General features: G+C 62.9%; 20 protein-coding genes. 10 read left to right on the top strand and 10 right to left on the bottom strand.

What is annotated here, in order from left to right; genetic code table 11:
• Positions 1-38: 38 nt before the first annotated feature.
• Entirely contained in the window at positions 39-431 is a 393-nt protein-coding gene (locus C7T36_RS05170; RefSeq protein ID WP_033235512.1) for a PaaI family thioesterase, read from the top strand.
• Entirely contained in the window at positions 428-1,432 is a 1,005-nt protein-coding gene (locus C7T36_RS05175) for a tocopherol cyclase family protein (protein ID WP_033235513.1), read from the top strand. Before C7T36_RS05170 ends, C7T36_RS05175 begins: the two co-directional genes overlap by 4 nt.
• Here the strand turns inward: C7T36_RS05175 and C7T36_RS05180 are convergent.
• Positions 1,398-2,267, bottom strand: coding sequence for a LysR family transcriptional regulator (locus tag C7T36_RS05180; RefSeq protein WP_045063888.1), 870 nt, complete (start codon positions 2,265-2,267; stop codon positions 1,398-1,400). The two genes, C7T36_RS05175 and C7T36_RS05180, sit on opposite strands and share 35 nt — an antisense overlap.
• A 70-nt stretch (positions 2,268-2,337) precedes the next feature.
• On the opposite strand from C7T36_RS05180, the gene C7T36_RS05185 reads away from it, so the two are divergent.
• Positions 2,338-2,697 carry a nuclear transport factor 2 family protein gene (locus C7T36_RS05185; RefSeq protein WP_033235515.1) on the top strand — a complete coding sequence of 120 codons (360 nt, stop codon included), beginning with the start codon at positions 2,338-2,340 and terminating at the stop codon, positions 2,695-2,697.
• A gap of 15 nt (positions 2,698-2,712) precedes the next feature.
• Here the strand turns inward: C7T36_RS05185 and C7T36_RS05190 are convergent, their stop codons facing one another.
• Positions 2,713-3,975 carry an ROK family protein gene (locus C7T36_RS05190; RefSeq protein ID WP_033235783.1) on the bottom strand — a complete coding sequence of 421 codons (1,263 nt, stop codon included), beginning with the start codon at positions 3,973-3,975 and terminating at the stop codon, positions 2,713-2,715.
• Positions 3,976-4,292: 317 nt separating this feature from the next.
• Between C7T36_RS05190 and C7T36_RS05195 the strand changes: the two genes are divergently transcribed.
• Positions 4,293-6,614 carry an arylsulfatase gene (locus C7T36_RS05195; RefSeq protein WP_045066583.1) on the top strand — a complete coding sequence of 774 codons (2,322 nt, stop codon included), beginning with the start codon at positions 4,293-4,295 and terminating at the stop codon, positions 6,612-6,614.
• A gap of 15 nt (positions 6,615-6,629) precedes the next feature.
• On the top strand, positions 6,630-7,379 hold the full coding sequence (locus C7T36_RS05200) for an SDR family NAD(P)-dependent oxidoreductase (protein ID WP_033235516.1): 750 nt from the start codon (positions 6,630-6,632) through the stop codon (positions 7,377-7,379).
• Between the two features lie 14 nt (positions 7,380-7,393).
• Here C7T36_RS05200 and C7T36_RS05205 read toward each other — a convergent pair whose 3' ends face one another.
• The 4 genes from C7T36_RS05205 to C7T36_RS05220 all read right to left on the bottom strand — a co-directional run bounded on the left by C7T36_RS05205 (position 7,394) and on the right by C7T36_RS05220 (position 12,029).
• Positions 7,394-8,110, bottom strand: coding sequence for an ESX secretion-associated protein EspG (locus C7T36_RS05205; RefSeq protein ID WP_045066585.1), 717 nt, complete (start codon positions 8,108-8,110; stop codon positions 7,394-7,396).
• 50 nt (positions 8,111-8,160) lie between these two features.
• Complete coding sequence (locus C7T36_RS05210) at positions 8,161-9,669, bottom strand: hypothetical protein (protein ID WP_146153427.1); 1,509 nt, start codon at positions 9,667-9,669, stop codon at positions 8,161-8,163.
• Between the two features lie 86 nt (positions 9,670-9,755).
• A complete protein-coding gene (locus tag C7T36_RS05215; protein ID WP_045063893.1) occupies positions 9,756-10,952 on the bottom strand; it encodes an Ig-like domain-containing protein in 1,197 nt (398 codons plus the stop codon).
• A 33-nt stretch (positions 10,953-10,985) separates the two neighbouring features.
• Positions 10,986-12,029 carry a UDP-N-acetylmuramate dehydrogenase gene (locus C7T36_RS05220; protein WP_045066586.1) on the bottom strand — a complete coding sequence of 348 codons (1,044 nt, stop codon included), beginning with the start codon at positions 12,027-12,029 and terminating at the stop codon, positions 10,986-10,988.
• Between the two features lie 74 nt (positions 12,030-12,103).
• Between C7T36_RS05220 and C7T36_RS05225 the strand changes: the two genes are divergently transcribed.
• The 3 genes from C7T36_RS05225 to C7T36_RS05235 are packed head-to-tail and all read left to right on the top strand — an operon-like array spanning position 12,104 to position 13,957.
• Positions 12,104-12,601, top strand: coding sequence for a DUF2505 domain-containing protein (locus C7T36_RS05225; protein WP_033235518.1), 498 nt, complete (start codon positions 12,104-12,106; stop codon positions 12,599-12,601).
• A gap of 60 nt (positions 12,602-12,661) precedes the next feature.
• The gene (locus tag C7T36_RS05230; protein ID WP_045063896.1) at positions 12,662-13,162 is read left to right on the top strand and encodes a DUF2505 domain-containing protein; all 501 of its coding nucleotides are present in this window, start codon (positions 12,662-12,664) and stop codon (positions 13,160-13,162) included.
• A 6-nt stretch (positions 13,163-13,168) separates the two neighbouring features.
• Positions 13,169-13,957, top strand: coding sequence for a hypothetical protein (locus C7T36_RS05235; RefSeq protein ID WP_033235520.1), 789 nt, complete (start codon positions 13,169-13,171; stop codon positions 13,955-13,957).
• A gap of 72 nt (positions 13,958-14,029) precedes the next feature.
• Here C7T36_RS05235 and C7T36_RS05240 read toward each other — a convergent pair whose 3' ends face one another.
• From C7T36_RS05240 to C7T36_RS05250, 3 genes are all read right to left on the bottom strand, one after another.
• On the bottom strand, positions 14,030-16,057 hold the full coding sequence (locus tag C7T36_RS05240; protein WP_045063899.1) for an Ig-like domain-containing protein: 2,028 nt from the start codon (positions 16,055-16,057) through the stop codon (positions 14,030-14,032).
• Positions 16,058-16,140: 83 nt separating this feature from the next.
• The gene (locus C7T36_RS05245; protein ID WP_045063902.1) at positions 16,141-17,580 is read right to left on the bottom strand and encodes an Ig-like domain-containing protein; all 1,440 of its coding nucleotides are present in this window, start codon (positions 17,578-17,580) and stop codon (positions 16,141-16,143) included.
• Positions 17,581-17,727: 147 nt separating this feature from the next.
• A complete protein-coding gene (locus C7T36_RS05250; RefSeq protein WP_045063905.1) occupies positions 17,728-18,306 on the bottom strand; it encodes a hypothetical protein in 579 nt (192 codons plus the stop codon).
• Between the two features lie 126 nt (positions 18,307-18,432).
• Here C7T36_RS05250 and C7T36_RS05255 point away from each other — a divergent pair, with 126 nt between their 5' ends.
• Both C7T36_RS05255 and C7T36_RS05260 read left to right on the top strand, forming a co-directional pair.
• Positions 18,433-19,203: a DUF2993 domain-containing protein gene (locus tag C7T36_RS05255; protein ID WP_033235524.1), complete on the top strand. Its 771-nt coding sequence runs from the start codon at positions 18,433-18,435 to the stop codon at positions 19,201-19,203.
• A 79-nt stretch (positions 19,204-19,282) separates the two neighbouring features.
• Entirely contained in the window at positions 19,283-20,824 is a 1,542-nt protein-coding gene (locus C7T36_RS05260; protein ID WP_045063908.1) for an HNH endonuclease signature motif containing protein, read from the top strand.
• A gap of 37 nt (positions 20,825-20,861) precedes the next feature.
• Here the strand turns inward: C7T36_RS05260 and deoC are convergent, their stop codons facing one another.
• Positions 20,862-21,527 carry a deoxyribose-phosphate aldolase gene (gene deoC / locus C7T36_RS05265; RefSeq protein WP_033235526.1) on the bottom strand — a complete coding sequence of 222 codons (666 nt, stop codon included), beginning with the start codon at positions 21,525-21,527 and terminating at the stop codon, positions 20,862-20,864.
• Positions 21,528-21,554: the final 27 nt, after the last annotated feature.

A 21,554-nucleotide genomic window follows, 5' to 3' on the forward strand; every position in this document is an offset into this window, starting at 1 on the left:
TCCACATCGGCTTCGACTTCTGGTTAGCATCGGTAGGCATGGACCTCGAACAGCTTGTCGCGAGCATGCCTTTTGCCGTTCATACCGGAGTGCAGTTGGACAGTGCAACCTCCGAAGAGGTTGTCGGGCACCTCGATTGGGACAACCACCGCACCACCGCCGGTAACGGGATGCACGGCGGCGCCTTGATGACGCTGGCAGACAGCGTCGGCGCCGTCTGTGCATTCCTCAACCTGCCACCCGGCGCCGGCACCTCGACTACCAGTTCGTCGACGGTCTTCACTCGGGGTGTCCGCAAGGGCACCGTCACTGCAACTGCCCGGCCACTGCATGCCGGCCGCAGCACCATCGCGATAGTCACCGAACTCCGGGACGACGAGGGCCGTCTGGTCGCTCAGGTCACGGCATCCCAGGCAGTGTTGGGGCCGTGAACCTTCCCGGGTACCGGTCATCCGGCGCCACCGCGCCGTACGGCAATCTACTTGCCTCGCACGATGTTGCGATGGAAGGCTATTTCTGGCGGTTCACGCTGCCGGAAAGCGGCCGCGTTGTCATTGCACTGGCCGGAATCAATCGAGCGGCCGACGGCCATTGGTCGACGCTCGCGATAGCCGCGCATCCCGGCGGTTTCCTCAGCGACACAGAGCATCCCGGCGGATATGCCGATCCTGACCGGCTAGGGGCCTATGCGGACAACGCTTTTCGCGGCACGACGGATCAGGTACACGCCGATCTCGAGACCGCGCGTCTGGACGTTCGCATCTCGAACCAGCGATTCTGGCCGCGTCGACGCTTCGGCGGTTCCAGCTATTTCCAGTCTGTTCCCGCTCTCAATCAGTACTGGCATCCGTGGCTTCTCGGTGGCAGAGCCGAGGGCGCCGCGATCATCGACGGCGAGACCTGGGATCTCACCGGAGCACAGGTGTACGGCGAGAAGAACTGGGGCAAGGGTGGTTTCCCCGAATCCTGGTGGTGGGGCCAGGCTCAGGGGTTCACCGACCCGAATGCGTGTATCGCCTTCGCAGGCGGGCAGATCAGCGCGGGGCCGCTTCGCACCGAAGTCACCGCCGTTGTTGTCGCACTGCCCGACGGAACCGTATTCCGGCTGGGAAACCCGGTCACCTCGCCCGTGACCACAGTGGTTGCCGACGACCGCTGGACACTACGCGGCCGCAATCACCTCTGGAGTGTCGAGATCGAGGGCAGCGCTCCCCTGTCGGACGCCCATATCCTCCCGGTACCTCTTCCCGCGCAGCGCCGCAACGTTCCTGGCGCACTGGAACATCTGGGTGCCACGTTGACTGTGACCGTACGTCGGCGAGGCGCTGTGTACTGGACCGACACTTCTCACCTCGCGGCCCTCGAGCACGGCGGGTTGGACCGCGCCCAATCGGAAGTCACGAGACGGGAGCAGATCGCGCCAGATCTATGAGCGCCGACGCCGCCGGATTCTTGCCGCCGCGGGCGCGCCACACCAGTTCCAAGCGGGACCGGGCCTCAGGTTCGAGGTTGATCCGATGCAACTGTCCCACTGCGGATTCCGGGATAACCGCCATCCCCAACCCCTGCGCTGCCAGCGAGACGATAATCCCGAGATTGCTGGCCTCGAGCGCAACTGTGGGGGCGACGCCTACCGCCACGCAGGCCGCGTCGAGGCACGTCCTGATACCGGTTCCCGACGGAAGGCAGATCACGGACCGCGTCCCGAGTTCCGCGAACGGCAGAGTATCCCGTTCGGCAAGTGGATGATTCGCGGCCACTCCCGCCAACAGTCGCTCATCGGTGATCACGCGGGATTCGAGGCCCTCGGGCAGCTCCCCCGCCACCCCGACAACCGCTATGTCGAAGGTTCCGTCCGCGACACCGGCAAGAAGGTTGCGTGAATCATCTTCGGCCAGAGAGATATCCAGACCCGGATGTCGGAGGTGCAGCCGAGCCAGGAGATCTGTCAGGTCAGCCGAAGCACAGGCCGTCACCATCCCGACGGAAACCGAGCCTCGGACCAAACCTTTCAGCGCGTCCACGACGTCGCGGACGCTGGCCACGGAGGCCAGGGCAGCGCGAGCGTGGGGCAGCACAGCGCGCCCCGCTTCGGTGGGACGTACGGTCCGACCGCTTCGATCGAGCAGTTCCTGCCCCAGCTCCCGCTCGAGGCGTTTGATCTGCGCACTCACACCTGGTTGAGCTACGTGGAGACGCTCGGACGCGCGGGTGAAATTCGCTTCGTCGACCACTGCGACGAAGTACTCGAGTTGCCGAAGTTCCATAACTGTTGATTCTAGCTACGAGACAAACCAGATCTTGGACTTATCATCAGCATCGCAGCACGATGGAGGCATGACAACAACAGACACAACTCGAGAAGCCCGGACCCCGGAAGACCTCGCTCGCCTCTTTGTCGAGTTCGCCAACGCCGGTGACGCCGACGCAGTAGCGGGACTCTACGAAGAGGGCGCCGTGATGGCATTTCCGCCCGGTTCGCTTACCGTCGGGCGTTCGGCCATCCGCGACGTGATCGCACAGATGCTCGCTGCCGCACCCACGTTCACCGTCGAGAAGGCGCTGCCGACGGTCGTCAGCGGTGATCTCGCGATGACCTCCACTGCGCCGGCCGACGGTACCGGCGGACGCACTCAGGTTGCGCGCCGCCAGCCCGACGGACGGTGGTTGCGGGTACTCGACCGGCCGGAGCTGTAACCGGCACAGACGAAGTCAGATTACGGCGGCCCGGCGCATCGCTGCGGCCGGATCAGCGAACAGCGAGCTCAGCGACACCACGGTCGACGCGTATTCCTGCACCCGATTCCCGAAGCCGGTGATCCGAATGTCCTTACGCTCCAGGGACGATGTCGTCGAGAAAGCCTCGGCGACATACGGCGCGCCGGCCGGGTAGTCGGTGAAAGCCTGGCCACCGAGGATCACACGATCCGGGTTGAACAGATCACGCAACAGCGCCACCGTGCGACCCAGCACCCGTGCTCGTTCGACCAGGAGTTCATGTGCCGCAGCCGAACCGGCAGAGGCCGCCGCGTACACGTCGGCGATGGTGATGCGCTCGCTACCCTGAATCACCGCGCCGCTCGACAGCGCCTGCGTCACAATCGCTCGATCGCTGATGGTCGCCTCCAAGCACCCCACGGAACCGCAGGCGCACCGAGCCGACGACCCCGTCGGCAGGTGCGCGATCGAGCCCGGTCCGCTGGACGGGGTGTGCACGCGACCCTCGAAAGTGATCGCAATGCCTGATGTTTCGCGCGCATAGAAGTACAGCGCAGTGGTCCCGGTAGCCGGTGTCTCGGTGCGATCGGCGCTCAGCAGCAATTCCGATGCGGCCATGGCCTCGACGTGCGCGGCAACCGAAACCGGCAAGCCCAATCCGGCTCCGATGACGGCGCCGACCTTTGCTCCCTTCCATCCCAATCGGGGGTGGTCGACCACGCCGGTAGCAGAGTCGACGCGTCCACCGATCGCAACGCCGACAGCCAGCGGTCGACGTTTGTGCCACCGGGAAGTGAACGATTTTGCCGATCGCGCGATAGTCGCGAGTGCAACAGATGAATTGGTGGTGGGCGTCGGGATTTCGACGGCGCCGAGCACCCGGCCCCGAATATCGCTGGCAATGATGCTGGTGACGGCTGCACCGATGTGGATGCCGACCGTCAGATACGGCTCGTGATTCACCTCGAACGGAACCTTGGGGCGACCGATGGCACCTGAGGCAATCAGATCTGCTCGCTCACGGACCACTCCGAGGTCGAGCAGGCTCGTGACCTGCCGATTGACGGTTGCAATGCTCAACCCGGAGGCCTTGGCAGCAGTGTCCCGCGAAATCGGGCCTCTCAGCCGAGCGATGCGGAGGACCGTTGCCGCCGGTCCGTCGGCGATGCGCAGCTCAGGTGCAACAACCTGAGGCCGCGGTCCGGAGAGGACGGTTCGTGATCGAAGTTGCGGGGCAGTAAGTGTGGGGGTCGACATGGCAGTCCCTTGCAGAAGGAGGAGAAAGCGCACACTTCAGCCCTCGGACCGGCATCAATGCTGGTCAAGGAAGAAAGGGTGGAGAGCGGCGCAGAAAATTAGCTGCAGAAAGAACGGCGGCAACAACACAGTTCGCGTGCCAGAGGCAGACGCGACCCCAACGCAGCGGTCACATAGGTGACGCGCAAAGCGGCAGGCTGGTCGGTCGACATAGATCCAAAAATAGCAGCTCTGCCCAGTTTCACAAATCGGGTGCGGTAACGATCACAGTGAATGCAACTATGGCCAACCGCAAATACAGCTGTTTTAGTGCTGACATGACCGGCGCAGACACCACTCCCCCACCACACGCACGCGGCTACGAGGGGTTCGGTGGCCGGATCGGCCGTACCGCAGCCGACTCGATCCCGTCTTGGCCGTCGACAGCGTCACCGGCGTCGGATGCCCCCAACATCGTGGTCGTCTTGATCGACGACATGGGATACAGCGACATCGGCCCGTTCGGATCGGAGATCGAGACACCGACCCTGGACCGACTTGCTGCACAAGGTGTTCGGCTCACCAACTATCACACGACGCCGCTGTGCTCACCCTCTCGGGCAGCGCTCCTGACCGGAGTCAATCCACATCGCGCGGGATACGGGTTCGTGGCAAACGCCGACCCCGGCTACCCGGGCTTACGGCTCGAGCTTGGTGACGACATCCTGACCCTGCCTGAGATCCTTCGCGAATCCGGTTACGCCACATACGCCGTCGGTAAATGGCACCTCGTGCGTGATGCCAACCTCGCGCCGGGTCGCAGCCGCGACTCCTGGCCGACGCAGCGCGGATTCGACCGCTACTACGGATCACTCGAAGGCCTCAATTCCTTCTACTACCCCAATCAATTGATCTCCGACAACTCCGTCGTCGACGTCGACGAGTATCCCGAGAATTACTATCTGACAGACGATCTCACCGACAAAGCTGTCAGCTACATCAAGGACCTTCGGGCACACGATGCGGAGAAGCCGTTCTTCCTCTACTTTGCGCACGTCGCCATGCACGGGCCGTTGCAAGCCAAACCCGAAGATCAAGCCAAGTACCGGGGCCGCTACAACGAAGGCTGGGACCGAATCCGTGAATCCCGCTTTGCTGCTCAGCTCGCGGCGGGACTGTTCCCCGAAGGTACGCGGCAAGCACCGCGTAATTCCGAGCCTGGCTTCGACGTTCCCGAATGGGATTCCCTGACATCGGAGCAACAGTCGCGGTTTGCCCGTTACATGGAAGTCTATGCAGGCATGGTGGATTCGGTTGATCAAAGCGTTGGCCGCATTGTCGAGACGCTCGAAGAACTCGGAGAGTTGGACAACACCATCATCGTCTTCACCTCCGACAACGGTGGCACGGCCGAGGGTGGTTCGGACGGCACGCGCAGCTACTTCGCGCAGTTCGCGCACGTGCAGGATCCCGAGTGGGTGGGCGATGTCCCGCACGACGAATCGTTGATCGGTGGTCCGCAGTTGGGGGTTCACTACCCTCGCGGATGGGGACAGACGTCCAACACCCCGTTCCGGTTCTACAAGGGCCAATCGTTTGCCGGTGGCGTCCGAGTGCCGTTTGTCCTGTCCTGGCCGGCCGGTATCAAACCGGCTGCGGCCGACAACGGCATTCGAGACCAGTTTGCCTACGTCACCGATCTGACCCCCACCCTCCTCGATCTTGCGGGCATCGACGTTCCGACCGTGCGTCATGGCCTTCCCGCCAAGGAGTTCGACGGAGTCTCGGCTGCCCACGTTCTACATTCACCGGTGGCACCGAGCTCCCACACCGAGCAATACACCGAAATGACCGGCAACCGCGGGTACTACAAGGACGGCTGGAAACTGCTGGCGCTGGCACCCGACAACATCGACGAACCCGACTGGCAACTGTTCGACGTCACCGCAGACCCCACCGAACTGAACAATCTCGCCGCGCAGTACCCGGACAAGGTCCGCGAACTTGCCGACGCCTGGGACAACTCGGCGTGGGCGAACACCGTCTTCCCGCTGTTGGGCAACGGCGTCGGAGCGGTGCGTCGGCCCGAGGAACAAGTGCTGTCGCGGCCGGTGCGAATCCTGGCAGGCACCCCAACCCTCGAGCGATACCGATCGTCTCGGCTCATCGCCTTCCGCGACTTCGACATCACCGTAGAACTGAGCGGTTACCAGGGCGGCGACTCCGGCGTCCTCGTAGCGCACGGCGACCCCCAAGGCGGGTACATCCTGTACGTCGAAGACGGCCATCTCCATCTCGGATACAACGCGTTCGGGGACTACCGAAGCATCGACACCGGGCCGCTCGCGGTGGGCAGCACCCGCATCGACGTTGCGGTGAGAGTCGCGCCGCGCCTGCGCTGGAACCTCGACGTCAGCGTCGACGGCGTTCCGGCCGGCTACCTCCGCGATCAGGTCCAACTTGTGGGCATGGCGCCGTGGACCGGCATCTCGGTCGGCGTCGATGCGCGTGGACCGGTGTCCTGGGACCTGCATGGTCGACGCGGCAGCTTCCGCTACAGCGGCGCGCTCCGAGCCGTCACGTACACCCCGGGAACCGTCCAGGTCCCGGCCCGTCACATCGAATCCATCGAGCGGGAGGCAGAGTACGCGGCCGACTAGCCCTACGATTGCGTCATGACCATTTCTTCCGATGCCCGCGTCGCTGTTGTCACCGGAGCCAGCTCCGGAATCGGCGAGGCCACTGCCCGCACGCTTGCCGATCAGGGATTTCACGTGGTGATCGGGGCCCGGCGCCTCGATCGCCTCGAGAAGATCGCCGAGGAGATCGGCGGCACTGCGCTCGAACTCGACGTCACCGACGAGGATTCCGTCGACGCATTTGCCGCGGTCCTGCCCCGCGTCGACGTCCTGGTGAACAATGCGGGCGGCGCCAAGGGCCTGGCGACAGTCATGGAGGCCGATCTCGACGACTGGCGCTGGATGTGGGAAACCAATGTGCTGGGCACTTTGCGGGTCACAAAAGCGTTGCTGCCCAAGCTCATCGACTCCGGCGACGGTTTGGTGGTCACCATCACCTCGATCGCCGCACTCGAGGCATACGACAACGGTTCCGGGTACACCACCGCCAAACATGCTCAGGCCGTTCTGCATCGGACCCTGCGCGGCGAATTGTTGGGCAAGCCCGTTCGGTTGACGGAGATCGCTCCCGGCGCCGTCGAAACCGAATTCTCCCTGGTCCGTTTCGAGGGCGATCAGGAGAAGGCCGACAAGGTGTACGAAGGCATCACTCCGCTTGTGGCTCAGGACATCGCCGAGATCATCGGCTTTGTCGCGGCACGTCCGTCACATGTGAACCTGGATCAGATCGTCGTGCGTCCTCGCGATCAGGCAGGTGCTGGACGCTTCCACCGCACTACGACCTAGCACAGCCCAACCACCTAGCGTTGTTGCCTCTTCGTGGAAACGGCGGCCATGATCGCCGTTTCCACGTCGAGGGCGGAAGCCGCAACAGCGCTGAGCGTTTCACCACCTCTCACGATGTACCTACCGTCGTCGGCAAAGTCGTTCCATTGAAAGACAACGTCACCCCGGTTCGGTCTGCTGTCTATGGCACTGCCCGACGAGATAGTGATTTCACCGATCGACGTGCGCGGCCGACGAAAGAACCTCCCCAGCTCCTGCGCTGGTCGCGGATCGTCGGCTCGACTCAGGATCGACTCTCCCGGAATATGTTTCGTGTTCCGAGCCGACGCGACCCGAACCTTCCCCGCCGGGCATTGCGGCAGGTGCGTCACCATCGCGGACACCAGCACCGACGCCCGTTGCACCGAAAGAACAACATCGGAGCCGGAATCAGCTGCCGCACCTGGCAACTGCTCAACCAGCACTCCCCACTCGCCGGCGATCGCACCGTGCAGCCGTGTCACCATGTTCATCCGGGCGCCGTGAAATCCAGACACTTCGATGCGTACAGTGGGCTCCGCCAGTATCTGCAACGCGTCGGTCATACTCTCGTCGAGAATCTGCCGGATCCGCAGTGCCGCGTTTTTCCGCTGCATAGTCAGTTCGGTCATGGTTTCGGCCGTAGGACGGAATTTCAATGGGTACGGCAATCTGTCCCGACCTACGGCTTCCCACAGAATTTGGAATTCCATTCCGGTGAAGCGCCACTGTGACTGTGTGTTCACTGCTTCAGCACCAGTGTTCACTGCCCCAGCACCGGCGGCGTGACCATCGGCAGGTCCCCGATCAGTTCGTTTCCGTTGTCGAGAGTGATGAGGTAGCCCGGCGTCTCGTGCATCTTGTCGTCGTCGCCTTGTCCGCGGCCGCCTGCCATGCCTCCCATTCCGCCGGCCATCATGCCCCGGCTACCGGCTGCTCCGAGACTGCCTGCCGCACCGCCGCGGGCACCGCTGCCGCCGGCACTGCCCAGACCGCCGCCTGCCACACTGCCGCCCAAACCACTGCCGCCCAATCCATTGGCGCCTGATCCACCGCCCGCGATGCCGCCACCTGCCCCACCTGCAGATCCGCCACCGCCAAATCCGCCACTCCCAGGTCCGCCGGTGAGACCGGTACCTCCACCAAGTCCGGAGCCATGTCCGACACCAGGGATGGACCCACCGCCGACAGACTGCGGCACAGCGGACGCCGCCGAGGTAGTCGCCGGCCCGGAACCACTTTCACTCCGGCCGATTCCCGACCCGGATACCCGTCCGCTGTCGCCGAGCGCAGCGCCTGGCGTCGCACCTGATCCACCAGCCGAAGCACCGTTACCCGCGCCGCCGACCGTCGGGTCAGTCCCGGCGCCACCTGGCGAATCAGCTGTGCGCTGTTCCAATCCGCTACCACCGCCAGATGTTTGGTAGTTGCCCGCGGCGGATGCCGCTTGCTCGTACGACATCTGATCGGTACCGGTCTGGAACGGACTACGGCCGCCGGAGGTTCCGCCGCCGGAGGTGATGGGATTGAATGCGGGCGGCAGGACGGGAACCTGATCATCGGCGCGCTTCATGTACGGCAGGTACATCTCCTTCATGACCTGGCGCGCCAGTCGCTCCGCTTCTTCGGCTTCATGTTGCGCCTGACGCCACGACTCCCCTGGAATCATGCTGATGAGCTGTTCCCCAAGCGATGCGTCGCTTGGACGCGGTATCGACTGTTTTGCCTGTCCCAGTGCGATCTTTGCTTCTTCGACTTTGTTGGCTACCAGTTGCACTCGTGTCTGAAGTTCCTGGCCGTCAGCTGAGTACGCAAGAACAGCCTCCAAGGCCGCAGATCCACCCTTGCCCTGCCAGCCGTCACCGATTGCCGATCCGACGGCGAGGTTGAAGGCCGAGATTCCATTCACAACCCGCTCCGATATCTCGGTCCAGGCCTTACTGATCGCGACAAGAATGTCGGGCTTCATCTCGTCGACATGCGCAAAAATCTGAGCATGAGACATCGCGTCGAAGGGATCGTCTTCAAGAATGGCGTGTTCGCTGTACTCCAACGCCGTCGCCCGCGGAGTCAGTGCATCGCGGATTGCCCAGTTCACTTCGCGTTCCAGGTCGGCGACCTTCGATGCTTCGGCGATTGTGTCGTCGAACTCGCCGCGATCGTCGGTGAAATGTTGGAGCACAGCGGTCGGGGCCAATGCCACATCGGCGACACGACCGGGCACCGATGCCACAAGGGCGAGACCATCCGCCACAACATCATGAAGACTCACGACTATCCCCCGAATTCATCCGTGTCTACCTGGATAGACGCATCGGTGATGCCAGGGGTTCCGCCGACAGAAAAGATTCTTGCGGCTCAGGCGAACGCGGACATGGACTTCCAGGTCGGGAGATCGATCGCCCAGTCGTAGATGTCGCCGTCGGCGGCGGAGAGGTCGATCGACGTCCCGGTCACCTCGACGGGGTCGCCGTACAGCGCGGTTCCGAAATACTCCTGCGCATCCGACATCGAGAGATTGATACATCCGTTGGTGACGTTCGACGAACCTTGAACTCCCGTGGTTTGCGGGTTTGCGTGGATGAACTCACCGTTGTTGGAAATGCGAACGGCCCACCGTTCGCGGACGTTCTCGTAGAACGGCGGATTGGACATGAGGAAATCTTCGTACTTCTCGGTCACCATGTGGATGCCGCTGCGCGTGACGTTGCGGGCCTCGTTGCCTTCGCCGTAGCTGACGGGGATGTCCATGATCGTCTGGCCGTCGCGGACGACCTGCATACGGTGGCTGGGCGCGTTTGCCTTCACGATCTGACTACGACCGATAGTGAAATCGAGAGTGAGGTCCTGATCGCCGTAAGCGCCGCCGCCGTAGTTCAGTCCGTACAGCTTCGCGTCCAGATGAACGACGGTTCCCGGGACCCAGTACTCGGCGGGACGCCAATGCGCGCGCGAGCCCCCGTTATCGTCCGGCAGCCACGCCCATGAACCTGCGGTCGCCGGAACGCTCGTGACAACAAGCGCCTTCTCCACTGCTGCTTTGTCGACGACGGAGTTGTCGAACTGGAGGGTGATCGGCGCTGCTATTCCGACTTCCTGACCGTCGGCGATGTTGAGGGTGCCGCCGGTCTGCGAATCGGGTGCCAACGTTGTGAAACTGCCCTCGACGGGAACGGTTTTTCCGTCCGTGCCGGTGGCGGAACCAGACCACGAATACGTGGCCGCGTACCCGAGAGCCTCGCTGACGACGTAAGACGTCCGGTCCGCAGACAGCTGACCTGCGACGGGGGTACCCGCCGAGTTGTTCAGCGCAACCTCGTCGAGAGTGCCGCCGGTGACTGTGACGGATACCGGGGCGATCGGGCTGACGTCCCTGGCACCGACAACCGGCGTCTCGACAACCTGCGCAACGGGTGCCTTGTCAGCTGGTGATGCCTCGCCGGCCGTCTCGGCGCCACCGATGGTGCATCCCGCAACAGCGAGCATCGCCGCAAGCAGAACAGCTACCAAAGCAGCAAGACGCGAACGTTTTCTCCGAATACCCAGCTGATGCACCTCAACAGGCTACCCGCGCTAACGATTGTCAGCTCATATCCGGCAACCCACGGTGACCGGTTCCGGCTCGAGACGCACACCGAACGCGGCGTCCACGCCGTCTCGCACGGTGCGGGCGAGAGCCACGATGTCCGAGCACTTCGCGTCGCCGCGGTTTGTCAGGGCGAGTGTGTGACGAGTCGACAACCGAGCCGGCGCGTCCTCGCCCGGGTATCCCTTGGAAAAGCCGGCTCGTTCGATCAGCCACCCCGCCGACAGCTTGGTTCCGCCGACCCCCGGATACTGCGGGACAGTCACATCCCCGAGCTGCGTCGTAATAGCGGAAAGAACTGCGGGCAACCGATCCTCGGGCACAACCGGATTGGTGAAGAAGGAACCCGCGCTCCACGTGTCGTGATCGTAAGGGTCGAGCACCATCGCCTTACCGGCGCGCAAACCCAGAACAGCTTCGCGGACCTGCGACGACGGCAATCGATCACCTTCCTGAGCATCGAGTGCCGTGAACAGTTCCCGGTAAGCCAGGGGCGCGCTCAGTCCATCCGTTGTCGCGTCGAGTTCGACCGCCAGAACCAGCGCTGCGTCCGAATGCTTGAGGACGCTCGAGCGGTAGCCGAGTTGCAGAGTCGACGGATCGACCCAGGACACCTCTCCGGTGCGGCGATCGAGCAACTGGACCCGCCGAAGTCGCGAGCCCACCTCGACGCCGTATGCGCCGACATTCTGCACCGGGGTTGCGCCCGTCGAACCAGGGATCCCCGACAGGGCTTCGAGTCCGCCCAATTCCGCGGCGACGGATTGACCGACCACCTCGTCCCACACGGCGCCTGCCTCTGCGACAACACGATCCGTGTCGAGGGTCACCGTGGTGTTCGCCACACGAACCACAACTCCGTCGAAACCCTCGTCCGAAATGACGAGATTCGACCCGCCCGCCAAGATCAGCGTCGGCACGTTTTCACGATCGAGAAGCCGAACGACGTCGACCAGAGACTGCGTCGTCGGGCATTCCGCGAGCAGCCGCGCAGGTCCTCCTACCCGGAGCGTCGTCAATCCGGACAGGTCAATGTTCTCGGACACGAAAGCGCCGGAATCTACGACGCGTTGGCCAATGGTTACGTCCCACACATCGGTAAACGGTAGCCTCCACAATCGTGAGCCGTCGCATCGAGCATTCATCGAAGTACACCGTCCCCGTCGCCAAGGTCCATGAGGCGGTGACGTCGGAGCAGTACTGGCGTGACCGTATCGCCGCAGTAGGTGGCCCTGGCGCCACCATCGACGAACTGACTGTCCGGGACGAAACCGTCGCAGTCACCATGTCGCAGGTCATTCCGGCCGAGCACCTTCCCTCCATGGTCTCCAACTTCATCAAGGGTGACATCGTCATCAAGCGCAGCGAGACCATCGCACCGCTCAACGGCGGAACCGCGACGGGAACCTTCTCGGCGCACGTCGACGGCGTCCCTGCCCGCATCGAGGGCACCCAGGTGCTCAGCGGAGACGACACGGGTTGCACCTTGAGTGCCACCGGTGAGGTCGAGGTCAAGATCCCGATTTTCGGCGGCAAGATCGAAAGCGCGATCGTCGACGAGGTCACCCGTCTGATCGAGGCGGAGCAGGACTTCACGCGGGACTGGATCGCAAAATAGGGCATTGCGGGCGGGGTAGGTTTTTTCTGTAACAGCAGGTAGCCGGTATCGTTTGCGATCATGGCTCGACGCATCGACTACTCCGCCCGCTACCAGCACTCCCCCGAACAGGTCTACGAAGCACTGACCGATCGCGGATACTGGGACGCCCGGGTCGAGGAGATGCGCAAGCATTCCGAAAATCGGGTGGAACATTTCGAGGTCAGCGATTCCGGAATCGAACTCGTCCTGCACCACGTCCTGCCCCGCACCGATCTACCCGATATCGCGCAGACCGTCATGCGCAACGATCTGATCATCACGCGCACCGAGTCGTACAGCCCGTTCGGTGACACGGTAACCGGAACCTACGAGGCCTCCATCCCGGCCGGACCGGGCAGTCTCACCGGAACCATGGAACTGTTCGGCACCGAAACAGGATGCACCTTGCGGACGTCGTCGGAAGCCAAAGTGCACATCCCCTTTGTCGGCGGGAAGTTGGAAGAGCTGATGCTCACCAATCTTGTCGACCTGTTCCGCACCGAAGCTCAGGTCACCGCGACCTGGCTCGCCGCTCGCTGACCCCCGGTGAGGACTGCTCCACCCCCGAAGATCGAGGGTGTCATCACACGCGGCACAACCGGCATCAACCGTCTGCGGCGCAGCGACCGCTGGCTCGTGCACAACCGGGCCGTTCAACGGGCACTGCACGACGCTGCCGACCCATTGATCGTCGACCTCGGCTACGGCGCCCGCCCCGACACGACGTTCGAGATGGCCGACCGCCTCACCGCAGTACGACGCGACCGCCGGGTCATCGGACTCGAAATCGACCCCGCCCGCGTGGTGGAAAGCCGCAACGGAGTCAGTTTCGCGCGCGGCGGGTTCGAATTGGCCGGCCTGTCACCGATTTTCGTTCGCGCTTTCAACGTTTTGCGCCAGTACCCCGAAGACGCGGTGGAATCGGCGTGGTCGCACATTCAGTCCGGTTTGGCGCCTGGCGGTTTGATCCTCGACGGGACGTGCGACGAGCTGGGGCGTCGGTGCGCCTGGGTGCTGCTCGATGCGCACCGACCCCTGACTCTCACCTTGGCGTGGGATCCCTTCGACATCGAGAAACCGTCGGACATCGCAGAACGGTTACCCAAGGCCCTCATTCACCGCAATGTTCCGGGAGAACCGATTCACGCGCTACTCACGGCCGCGGATCGCGCGTGGGCCACTGCGGCGCCCCATGCGTCGTTCGGCCCCAGACACCGCTGGGCTGCGGCACTGGAAATACTTCGTGGGCAGGGCATTCCGGTTCAACCGGCGCGGCGACGCGTGCGTGACTGCATCCTGACCGTGCCATGGCACGTTGTAGCCCCGAACCCCTGACCTCACAGACACGAAGCGCCCCGCCGCGGAGATGTTCTCCGCGGCGGGGCCTTTCGTCAATGCTGCTTCGAGCTAGGAACCGAAGATGGCGCCCAGGTCTCCGAGCGAACCGGTCGGAGCGCCGGTGCCAGGCTCTGCCGTTACTTTGACGGTGACGCCGGCCTGCGTCTCGGAACCGAGGTATCCGTCAGTTCCGCTGAACACCGCGGTGATCCGACGATCGCCGACCTCGGTGAAGGCATGCGAGAGTGTCGCCTTACCGTTCACTACCGCAACCGGTCCGCCGATCGGGGTGGCGCCGTCCATGAACTGAACCGTCCCGCCGTTGAGCGTGGGTACAACGGCAGCAGCCAGATCTACCTTTGCGCCCTTCGTGGCGGACGCCGGAGCGCTCACTGTGATGGACGTTTCCTGATCTTCTGCGGCCGGAGCCGTGACCGAAATCGTCTGCACGACCGAGGTAGAGGTGAGGAATCCGCTCGCACCCGAGTACACCGCCGTGATGTCGTGAGTACCGACGCTGCCGAACTCATGCATCATCGACGCCTTGCCGTCGACAACCACCACCGGCGAACCGAGAGTGCCCGAACCGTCCTTGAACTGCACCGTGCCACCTGACGGAGCCGGCGTGACCGTCACGGAAAGACCCACTGCCGTACCGGTTTTTGCGTTCGCGGGAACAGTCAAGACCGTCTGGGTCTGCTGATCGACGGGAGCCGGCGCGGCGACCTTCACAGTCTGAACGCTCGAGGTCGAACCCAGGAAGTTCCCCGAACCGGAGAACACTGCGGTGATGTTGTATTCACCGGCGTCGTTGAACGTCGGTGTGATCGTGGCTTTACCCAAGGCGTCTACGGGAATCGGCGAGCTCATATCTCTGGCCCCTTCCCTGAACTGCACCGTGCCGCCCGCAGCGCCGGTCGACACCGTGGCAGTAAACGACAATTCCTCTCCTGTCGAAGCGCTCGACGGACCGACGAGGGTGGTCGTGGTGCTCTGCTCGACCACGACGGGAGCGACCGTCAAGGTATGCGGCGTCGACGTCGAGGTCTGGTAAAGACCGGAACCGGAGTACACCGCCACGATCGAATGCTCACCGGCTGCATAGGAACCCGTCAGCCAGGCCTTGCCGTTGGCGTCGACGGTCGTTGCGCTACCGAGATCGGTTGTGCCGTCCTTGAACTGCACCGTGTCGCCCACCGGAACAGGCGAGACCGAAGCCTCGAGAGTCACGGACTCACCTGCGTCCGCAGTCGTTGGGCCGGTGATCGTGGTTGCCGTGGACTTGTCCGCTTCGGACACAACGACGTCGACTGCCGACGACGTCGAGGTTGCCACCTTCGTGTTGCCGAGGTACTTGGCCGTCACGGTGTGTGTGCGGACGCCGGTCGGTGTCCAGGTAAGTGTGGCAACACCATTGGCCAGCGTGCCGGCGCCGATCGTGGTGCCACCGTCCAGGAACTCCACCGAATCACCGTCGGCGCCACCGGTAACCGTCGCCTTCAGCGGAACTGACTGCCCCAACTGCACGCCATTGGCCGGGGACAACGTCGTCGTCGACACGTTCTTCGCGACGCTGATCGACGGACCGACACCCTTGAGCTGCCCCGACCCCAAAGTCCCACTCACATGCAACTCAGTCGTCAAATCCACACCACGAGCACAACCCGCACCGACCGTATAACTGAACTCAACCGTTCGGTACTTCGGATTGATCAGACCACCATCCCAGTAAACCGCCCAACTGCCAGAGATCTTCGCGTAGTCGGCAGCAACCTCGACCTTGTCACGGCCGATCGCCGAACCGTCAACCTTGGCCGAATCCGTCACATAGGTAAGACAATCCGGATGAACATCCTTGACCTGCTGCAAGTATTCGAGGGAACCAGTTCGAGTCAGTACCGACTTCACGGTAATCGTCTCACCCACACTGGGCGTTCCGTTCGAAATAGTGCGCACAACCTGGTAACCGTGCACATTTCCCTCCGCCGTCACCGGAGCAGCACCCGCGACACTGACACCCGCAGCCGCGACGAAGCCCGCAGCAACAGCAAACACACTCACACCACCGACAACACGGCGTGCAAAACCAACAGACATAGATTTTCCTTCTCGAGAATCGAGCGATATGGGTGATGCCCCACCGCTTCACGCGGACGGGGCATCACCAGGTGTCGAATGCCTTAGGAGCCGAAGATGTTTCCGAGGTTGCCGAGCGAACCTGTTCCGCCGGTACCGGGCCCTCCGCCGTCGACGGGTGCTGCGATCTGAACGGAGACCTGATCGGCCGAAGCCGTCACTGTTCCGGCGCCCGAGTACTCGGCCGTTACGACGCGCTGGCCCTGAGTTGCCGGCGTCCACGAAATGCCGGCCTTACCGGAAGAATCGACCGTTGCAGTGCCGATGACCGACTCACCGTCCTTGAAGGTGACTGTGCCACCGGCGTTTGCCGGGTTGATCTGAGCCGAAACGGTCTGCGCAACACCGACTTGACCCGCTCCGGCGCTGAGAACTGTTGTGGAATTTGTCGTTCCGACTGGTTGCTCGGCAACTGTCGTACTCGCTGTGGCGCTCGACCCGGTGACACCGGATCGGCCCGCGAACACAGCTTCAACCGTCTGCGCGCCCGCAACCGTCGGAACCCAGGCGTAAGTGGCTTCGCCATTGCCTGCGACCGGCACCGAAGCCAGAACCGTGGCGCCGACCTTGAATGTCACCGTCCCACCCGTTCCCGGCGCAGACACCGTCGCCTTGAGGGTGGTCGACTTACCCACCTGAGCGCCCGAGATCGGTGCCAGCGCGGTAGTCGACGGAGAATCAGCCTGCGAGACGTTCACGTTCAGCGCCGCCGATGTCGACTCGACAGCTCTCGCGGTGCCGGCGAACTTCGCGGTAATCGAGTGATTCCCACGAGTGGTCGGTGTCCAGTCAAGTGTGGCAACACCATTGGCGAGCGTGCCGGCGCCGATCTTGGAACCGGCGTCGAAGAACTCCACCGGATCACCGTCGGCGCCACCGGTCACCGTCGCGCTCAACGTCACCGGTTGCCCCACCTGGGCACTGCTGACCGGCGACACGGTGGTCGTCGAGACGTTCTTCCGAACATTGATCGACGGACCACGACCGCTTGTCGTGTCATTCACCCAAGCCGAACCGTCGAAATGCACTGTGCTCGCCAAATCATTACCGCGCTCACACCCTGCGCCGACCCGATACTGAAACTCGAACGACTTCGTATTGTTCTGATACAACGGCCAATCGGTGATGCTCGCGCTCACGCGCACCGAGTCAGTGCTCACCGGAGTCTCCGGCGCGTACGCCTTCCCGTTCACCTTCGCCGAACCCGCGACATACGTCATGCACGACGGATGAAAATCCCGAACCGCGTACAGATAATTGACCACAAAGTCGGTCCGCTTGAATACCGTGGTGGAGGTGATCACATCACCTTCGGACGGCGTCCCGTCACTGATTGTTCGAGTGATTTTGTAACCACTCGAATTGAACTCAGCCGTCACCGGAGCAGCCCCCGCAACCCCGACACCCGCAACCGCCACGAAACCCGCAGCAACAGCAAACACACTCAGACCACCGACAACACGGCGAACACCACTCACAGACATCCCTCTCGACGACGGAGCAGACAGGCGTCCAGTACAGGTGTCTAGGACAAGTGTCCATCTGCTTTGATGCCGTGACGTTATCCCTTTGCCTGTAACGCAACTACCCTTTTCGCCAAATTGGTGCATTTGGCACAAGGTCGGTTACCACTACAGGCTTGCGGTGAGTGCCAATTCCACGCGAACAGCCACGTCGACGGCGGCGTTCTCGCACGAGCGGTACAACTCATGGGCGTCGAGTCGACCGATCGCGACGCCGTCGGACACCACTTCGTTGAGCAGGTCCTGGGAAATGCCACCCGACGCAATGTCGAGGACAGTACGCACCGGCGTCGTAATTCGAATGGCTCCGAACTGCTCGCATTCCGATTCCGCGAGCAAGCATCGGTGCAGAGCAAGCTGACGAGTCGGCGCCGAAACGGGCACTCCGACGGACAAGTGCAGGAACCGTGGTTGTAAGTGGCCGAGACCGTGAAGTTCGGCAGCGCTGTAGTGCGAAACGGTTGCTCGGCCGGCAAACCACGTACACCATTTGGCAAACTCGTCCATCGCGGTGCGGCGCACCCGATCCAGCCGGAACAGCCCCGGACACTCCGAAATCCAGGTTCCGGATTCCAAGAGCCAGTCCCAGTCACTGCCGGAAAAACCCAGGGCGGCGGCCTGATCAGTCGCAACAAACCCACATTGGCGCAGTGCCAACGATTCGAGTGCTTCATAGTCTGGAGCCATGACCACCTCCGGTGACCGTCTGGAGCGCTTTTCCGCCAGGCTACGGCATTCTGTGTTTCAGATCACAGTATCGGATGGGCGCGTATTCACAGAGTTCGTTCAGAGTCGTCGGGAAGAATCCCTGAGATGACTGTCGCAGCAAACAACGCGCCCCCGCGCAATCGTGTGCTCATCATCCTGCTCGTCGTGATCGCTGTACTGGTCGCAGCGCTTGTCGGCGGAGAACTCTACGTTCGCAATCAAGTCAAAAGCTGCATGGCCGACCAGTTTCAGAGTGAACTCGGCTCGCAGGTAGACGTGGGCTTGAGCTGGAAGCCTGTCCTGCTTCAGGCCATCGACAAGAAGGTCCCGTACATCACCATCGACAGTGACGATTCGTCATTCGGGCCGGCAACGGGAATGCAGGTCCACGCAAAGGTCAACGACATCAATCTCCAACCGTCCGACGGAAACAGCGGAACCATCGGAAGCTCGAGCGCCGATGTCACCTGGTCCACTGCCGGAATCCTGGCCACCCTCCAGGAACAGACCTTCGGCGGACTTGTCACCGGTGTCACGGCTGATTCCGCCGCGGGAACTTTGGCCTTCGACGTCGGACCGGCAGGTCTCGCGAAGCTCACGGTCAAGCCGACTATCTCGAACGGAGTTGTCGACGTACAAACCGTCGGCGCCGAGATCCTGGGATTCGGACTTCCGACCGACCTGGTCGACGGCATCGTCCAGACTCTGACCGACAGCCTGCAGACCTACCCGTTGGACATGAAGCCCACCGAGCTCACCGTTACCGATGACGCGATCGAGATTTCACTCGAGGGCGGCGCCTACGCGATGCCCGTTGCCAATGCCTCGGCCCAGAATGCATCCGCAGTCCCTGACAGCTGCGGAATTCTCACCTGATCTCTACCTGTTATCGGACTTTTCCGACTGATTTCGAATAACCGTTCTATTCGAACAGAATTTCGATTACGGTTGGGGAATGTTCGATCCGGGGGTGGGGAGTTTCGGTATCTCGGCACAGCTGAGTGGTACCGAAACCGATTGCGCCCTGGTTGATTTGATGGCCCAGTTGCATTCGTGTGAAGCGATGTTGGTCGAGCGGAAACTGGCGGTGGTGGCGGAGTTCTTCACCCGCCGCAGCGCTGAGCATGTCGACGGCGGAACGTGGACGTCGTCGGCGCACGAGTTGGCCGAATCCGAGGTCGGCGCAGTCCTGACGATGGGCCGTGCTGCTGCCGGGAAGCTCATCGGTTTGGGTTTTGCGTTGAAGACGCGGTTGCATCGCACGCGGGCGGCGATGGCCCGCGGCGAACTCGATTTCTACCGGGTGGGGTTGATCGAGTCCGCGACCGCGAATGTCGGTGACGAGCTGATCGACGAGGTCGAACGCTTGCTGCTCGAGCAGGTGTTGGCTCCACCCGTGGACGGCGGTACCGGTTTGACGGGTCGGCGGTTGACGGCGGCGATCGACCGGATCGTCGCCCGCGTCGATCCGGAAGGAATGCGAGAACGACGCCGCCGAGCCCTGGCGGACAGGTTCGTGGGGGTCAGCGCCGCCGAAGACGGCATGGCCCGCATCCTCGGCAGCATCCCGGCCGAACAAGCCCGCGCCTTCGACGGCCGATTGCGGGAATTGGCGATGTCGGTGTGCCGCCATGATTCCCGTACGTATGAGCAGCGCCGAGCCGACGCGTTGGGCGCTTTGGTGAGTGGTTCGACGGTGTTGATGTGCGACTGCGAGCGCGGTGATTGCCCGCAGGACCGTAGCGGTCTCGTTATTGTTCGTAGGCCGTTGGTGCATGTGGTGATACACGATTCCGCCCTGCGCGCAGGATCGGATGAACCTGCGCATCTCGACGGGTACGGGGTGATCAGTGCTGAGCATGCCCGCGACATCGCGAAAGACGCAGACGTTCGGGAAGTGCGAGTCCCGGCAGATGCTGAACCCGAACCGACACCTGTGCCTGCGTCGGCGTTTGTGTACCGCCCCCGGGCCGCACTCGACACCTGGCTGCGGGTCATCGCGGGCAGCTGCCAATGGCCGCACTGTGATGTCCCGGCCTGGAACTGCGACCTCGACCACAACGATCCGTTCAACCACACCAACCCCGCGAAGGGCGGGAAGACGGTCGCGTCGAATCTGAGCGCGTTCTGCCGCAACCACCACCGCCTCAAGCACTCCGGGAAGTGGCAACTGGACCCGAATCCGGATCGCAGCATCACCCTGACCTCACAGACCGGGCGTTGCTACCGCACCAGGGCTGCCGGACTACTCGCGGGGATGCAGGAACCACCGCCACCGGAAGGCGGCAAACCGCGACGAACACGACTGGAAAACAAAGCCGCCCACATCCGAAGTGAACGCAAACATCGCCGCGTCAAGATTCAAAACCGGGCGGCGAAGAATGCGGAACGCAAACGGCGGCAAACCTTCCCGATCTCCACACCCCGAAAACATGTGCCCCGAAAGCAGGTGCCCCACAAACCCGTCGACTACGGCAACGACCCGCCACCGTTTTGAATCAGGTCTGAATCACTTCCGATCGGGTAATCCAGTGCTACTCCCCCAGACCGTCGAGCACAGCACGGGTTCCCGAAAGCCCGAGGCGGGTGGCACCGGCAGCGATCATGTCGAGTGCTGCCTGCGTCGTGCGGATTCCACCGCTGGCTTTGACTCCCACCGACGGCCCGACGGTTTTGGCCATCAACGCAACAGCCTCGACGCTTGCCCCGCCGGCGGGATGGAAACCTGTGGAAGTTTTCACGAAGTTCGCGCCCGCATGTACTGCCGCGCGGCAGCATTCGACTATCGCTTCGTCGGGCAGTGCCGCAGTCTCGAGGATCACCTTCAGCACCGCGTGCTCGCCCATGGCTTCACGGACGGTGAGTACATCGGCAAGCACAGCGTTGTAGTCACCGGCGAGTGCTGCCCCGACATCGATGACCATGTCGATCTCGCGGGCACCTTGATCAACGGCAAGACGAGCCTCGGCACCCTTCACCAAGGAGTGATGCTTGCCGGACGGAAAGCCGACCACAGCGGCGGTGATCAGACCGTCGGCCCGGATCGGCAGCATCGACGGTGAGACGCACACAGCGAGAACGCCCAATTCCCGGGCCTCGTCGATCAACGCCGTGACGTCAGCGGCCGTGGCTTCGGGTTTGAGCAGGGTGTGGTCGACCATTGCGGCAACCTGTGAACGAGTGAGCGCAGCGTGGGCCATGAAAGAAAGCTTGGCATACGACCATGC

The sequence above is a fragment of the Rhodococcus sp. AD45-ID genome, from assembly GCF_003023755.1.
In the GTDB taxonomy this organism is placed as follows: domain Bacteria; phylum Actinomycetota; class Actinomycetes; order Mycobacteriales; family Mycobacteriaceae; genus Rhodococcus_F; species Rhodococcus_F globerula.

Coding starts and splice junctions, on each gene's coding strand:
- C7T36_RS05185 (WP_033235515.1), top strand. CDS start 2,338: ATGACAACAACAGACACAACTCGAGAAGCCCGGACCCCGGAAGACCTC.
- C7T36_RS05195 (WP_045066583.1), top strand. CDS start 4,293: ATGACCGGCGCAGACACCACTCCCCCACCACACGCACGCGGCTACGAG.
- C7T36_RS05200 (WP_033235516.1), top strand. CDS start 6,630: ATGACCATTTCTTCCGATGCCCGCGTCGCTGTTGTCACCGGAGCCAGC.
- C7T36_RS05180 (WP_045063888.1), bottom strand. CDS start 2,267: ATGGAACTTCGGCAACTCGAGTACTTCGTCGCAGTGGTCGACGAAGCG.
- C7T36_RS05205 (WP_045066585.1), bottom strand. CDS start 8,110: ATGGAATTCCAAATTCTGTGGGAAGCCGTAGGTCGGGACAGATTGCCG.
- C7T36_RS05260 (WP_045063908.1), top strand. CDS start 19,283: ATGTTCGATCCGGGGGTGGGGAGTTTCGGTATCTCGGCACAGCTGAGT.
- C7T36_RS05245 (WP_045063902.1), bottom strand. CDS start 17,580: ATGTCTGTGAGTGGTGTTCGCCGTGTTGTCGGTGGTCTGAGTGTGTTT.
- C7T36_RS05255 (WP_033235524.1), top strand. CDS start 18,433: ATGACTGTCGCAGCAAACAACGCGCCCCCGCGCAATCGTGTGCTCATC.
- C7T36_RS05190 (WP_033235783.1), bottom strand. CDS start 3,975: ATGTCGACCCCCACACTTACTGCCCCGCAACTTCGATCACGAACCGTC.
- C7T36_RS05230 (WP_045063896.1), top strand. CDS start 12,662: ATGGCTCGACGCATCGACTACTCCGCCCGCTACCAGCACTCCCCCGAA.
- C7T36_RS05240 (WP_045063899.1), bottom strand. CDS start 16,057: ATGTCTGTTGGTTTTGCACGCCGTGTTGTCGGTGGTGTGAGTGTGTTT.
- C7T36_RS05170 (WP_033235512.1), top strand. CDS start 39: ATGGACCTCGAACAGCTTGTCGCGAGCATGCCTTTTGCCGTTCATACC.
- deoC (WP_033235526.1), bottom strand. CDS start 21,527: ATGGCCCACGCTGCGCTCACTCGTTCACAGGTTGCCGCAATGGTCGAC.
- C7T36_RS05250 (WP_045063905.1), bottom strand. CDS start 18,306: ATGGCTCCAGACTATGAAGCACTCGAATCGTTGGCACTGCGCCAATGT.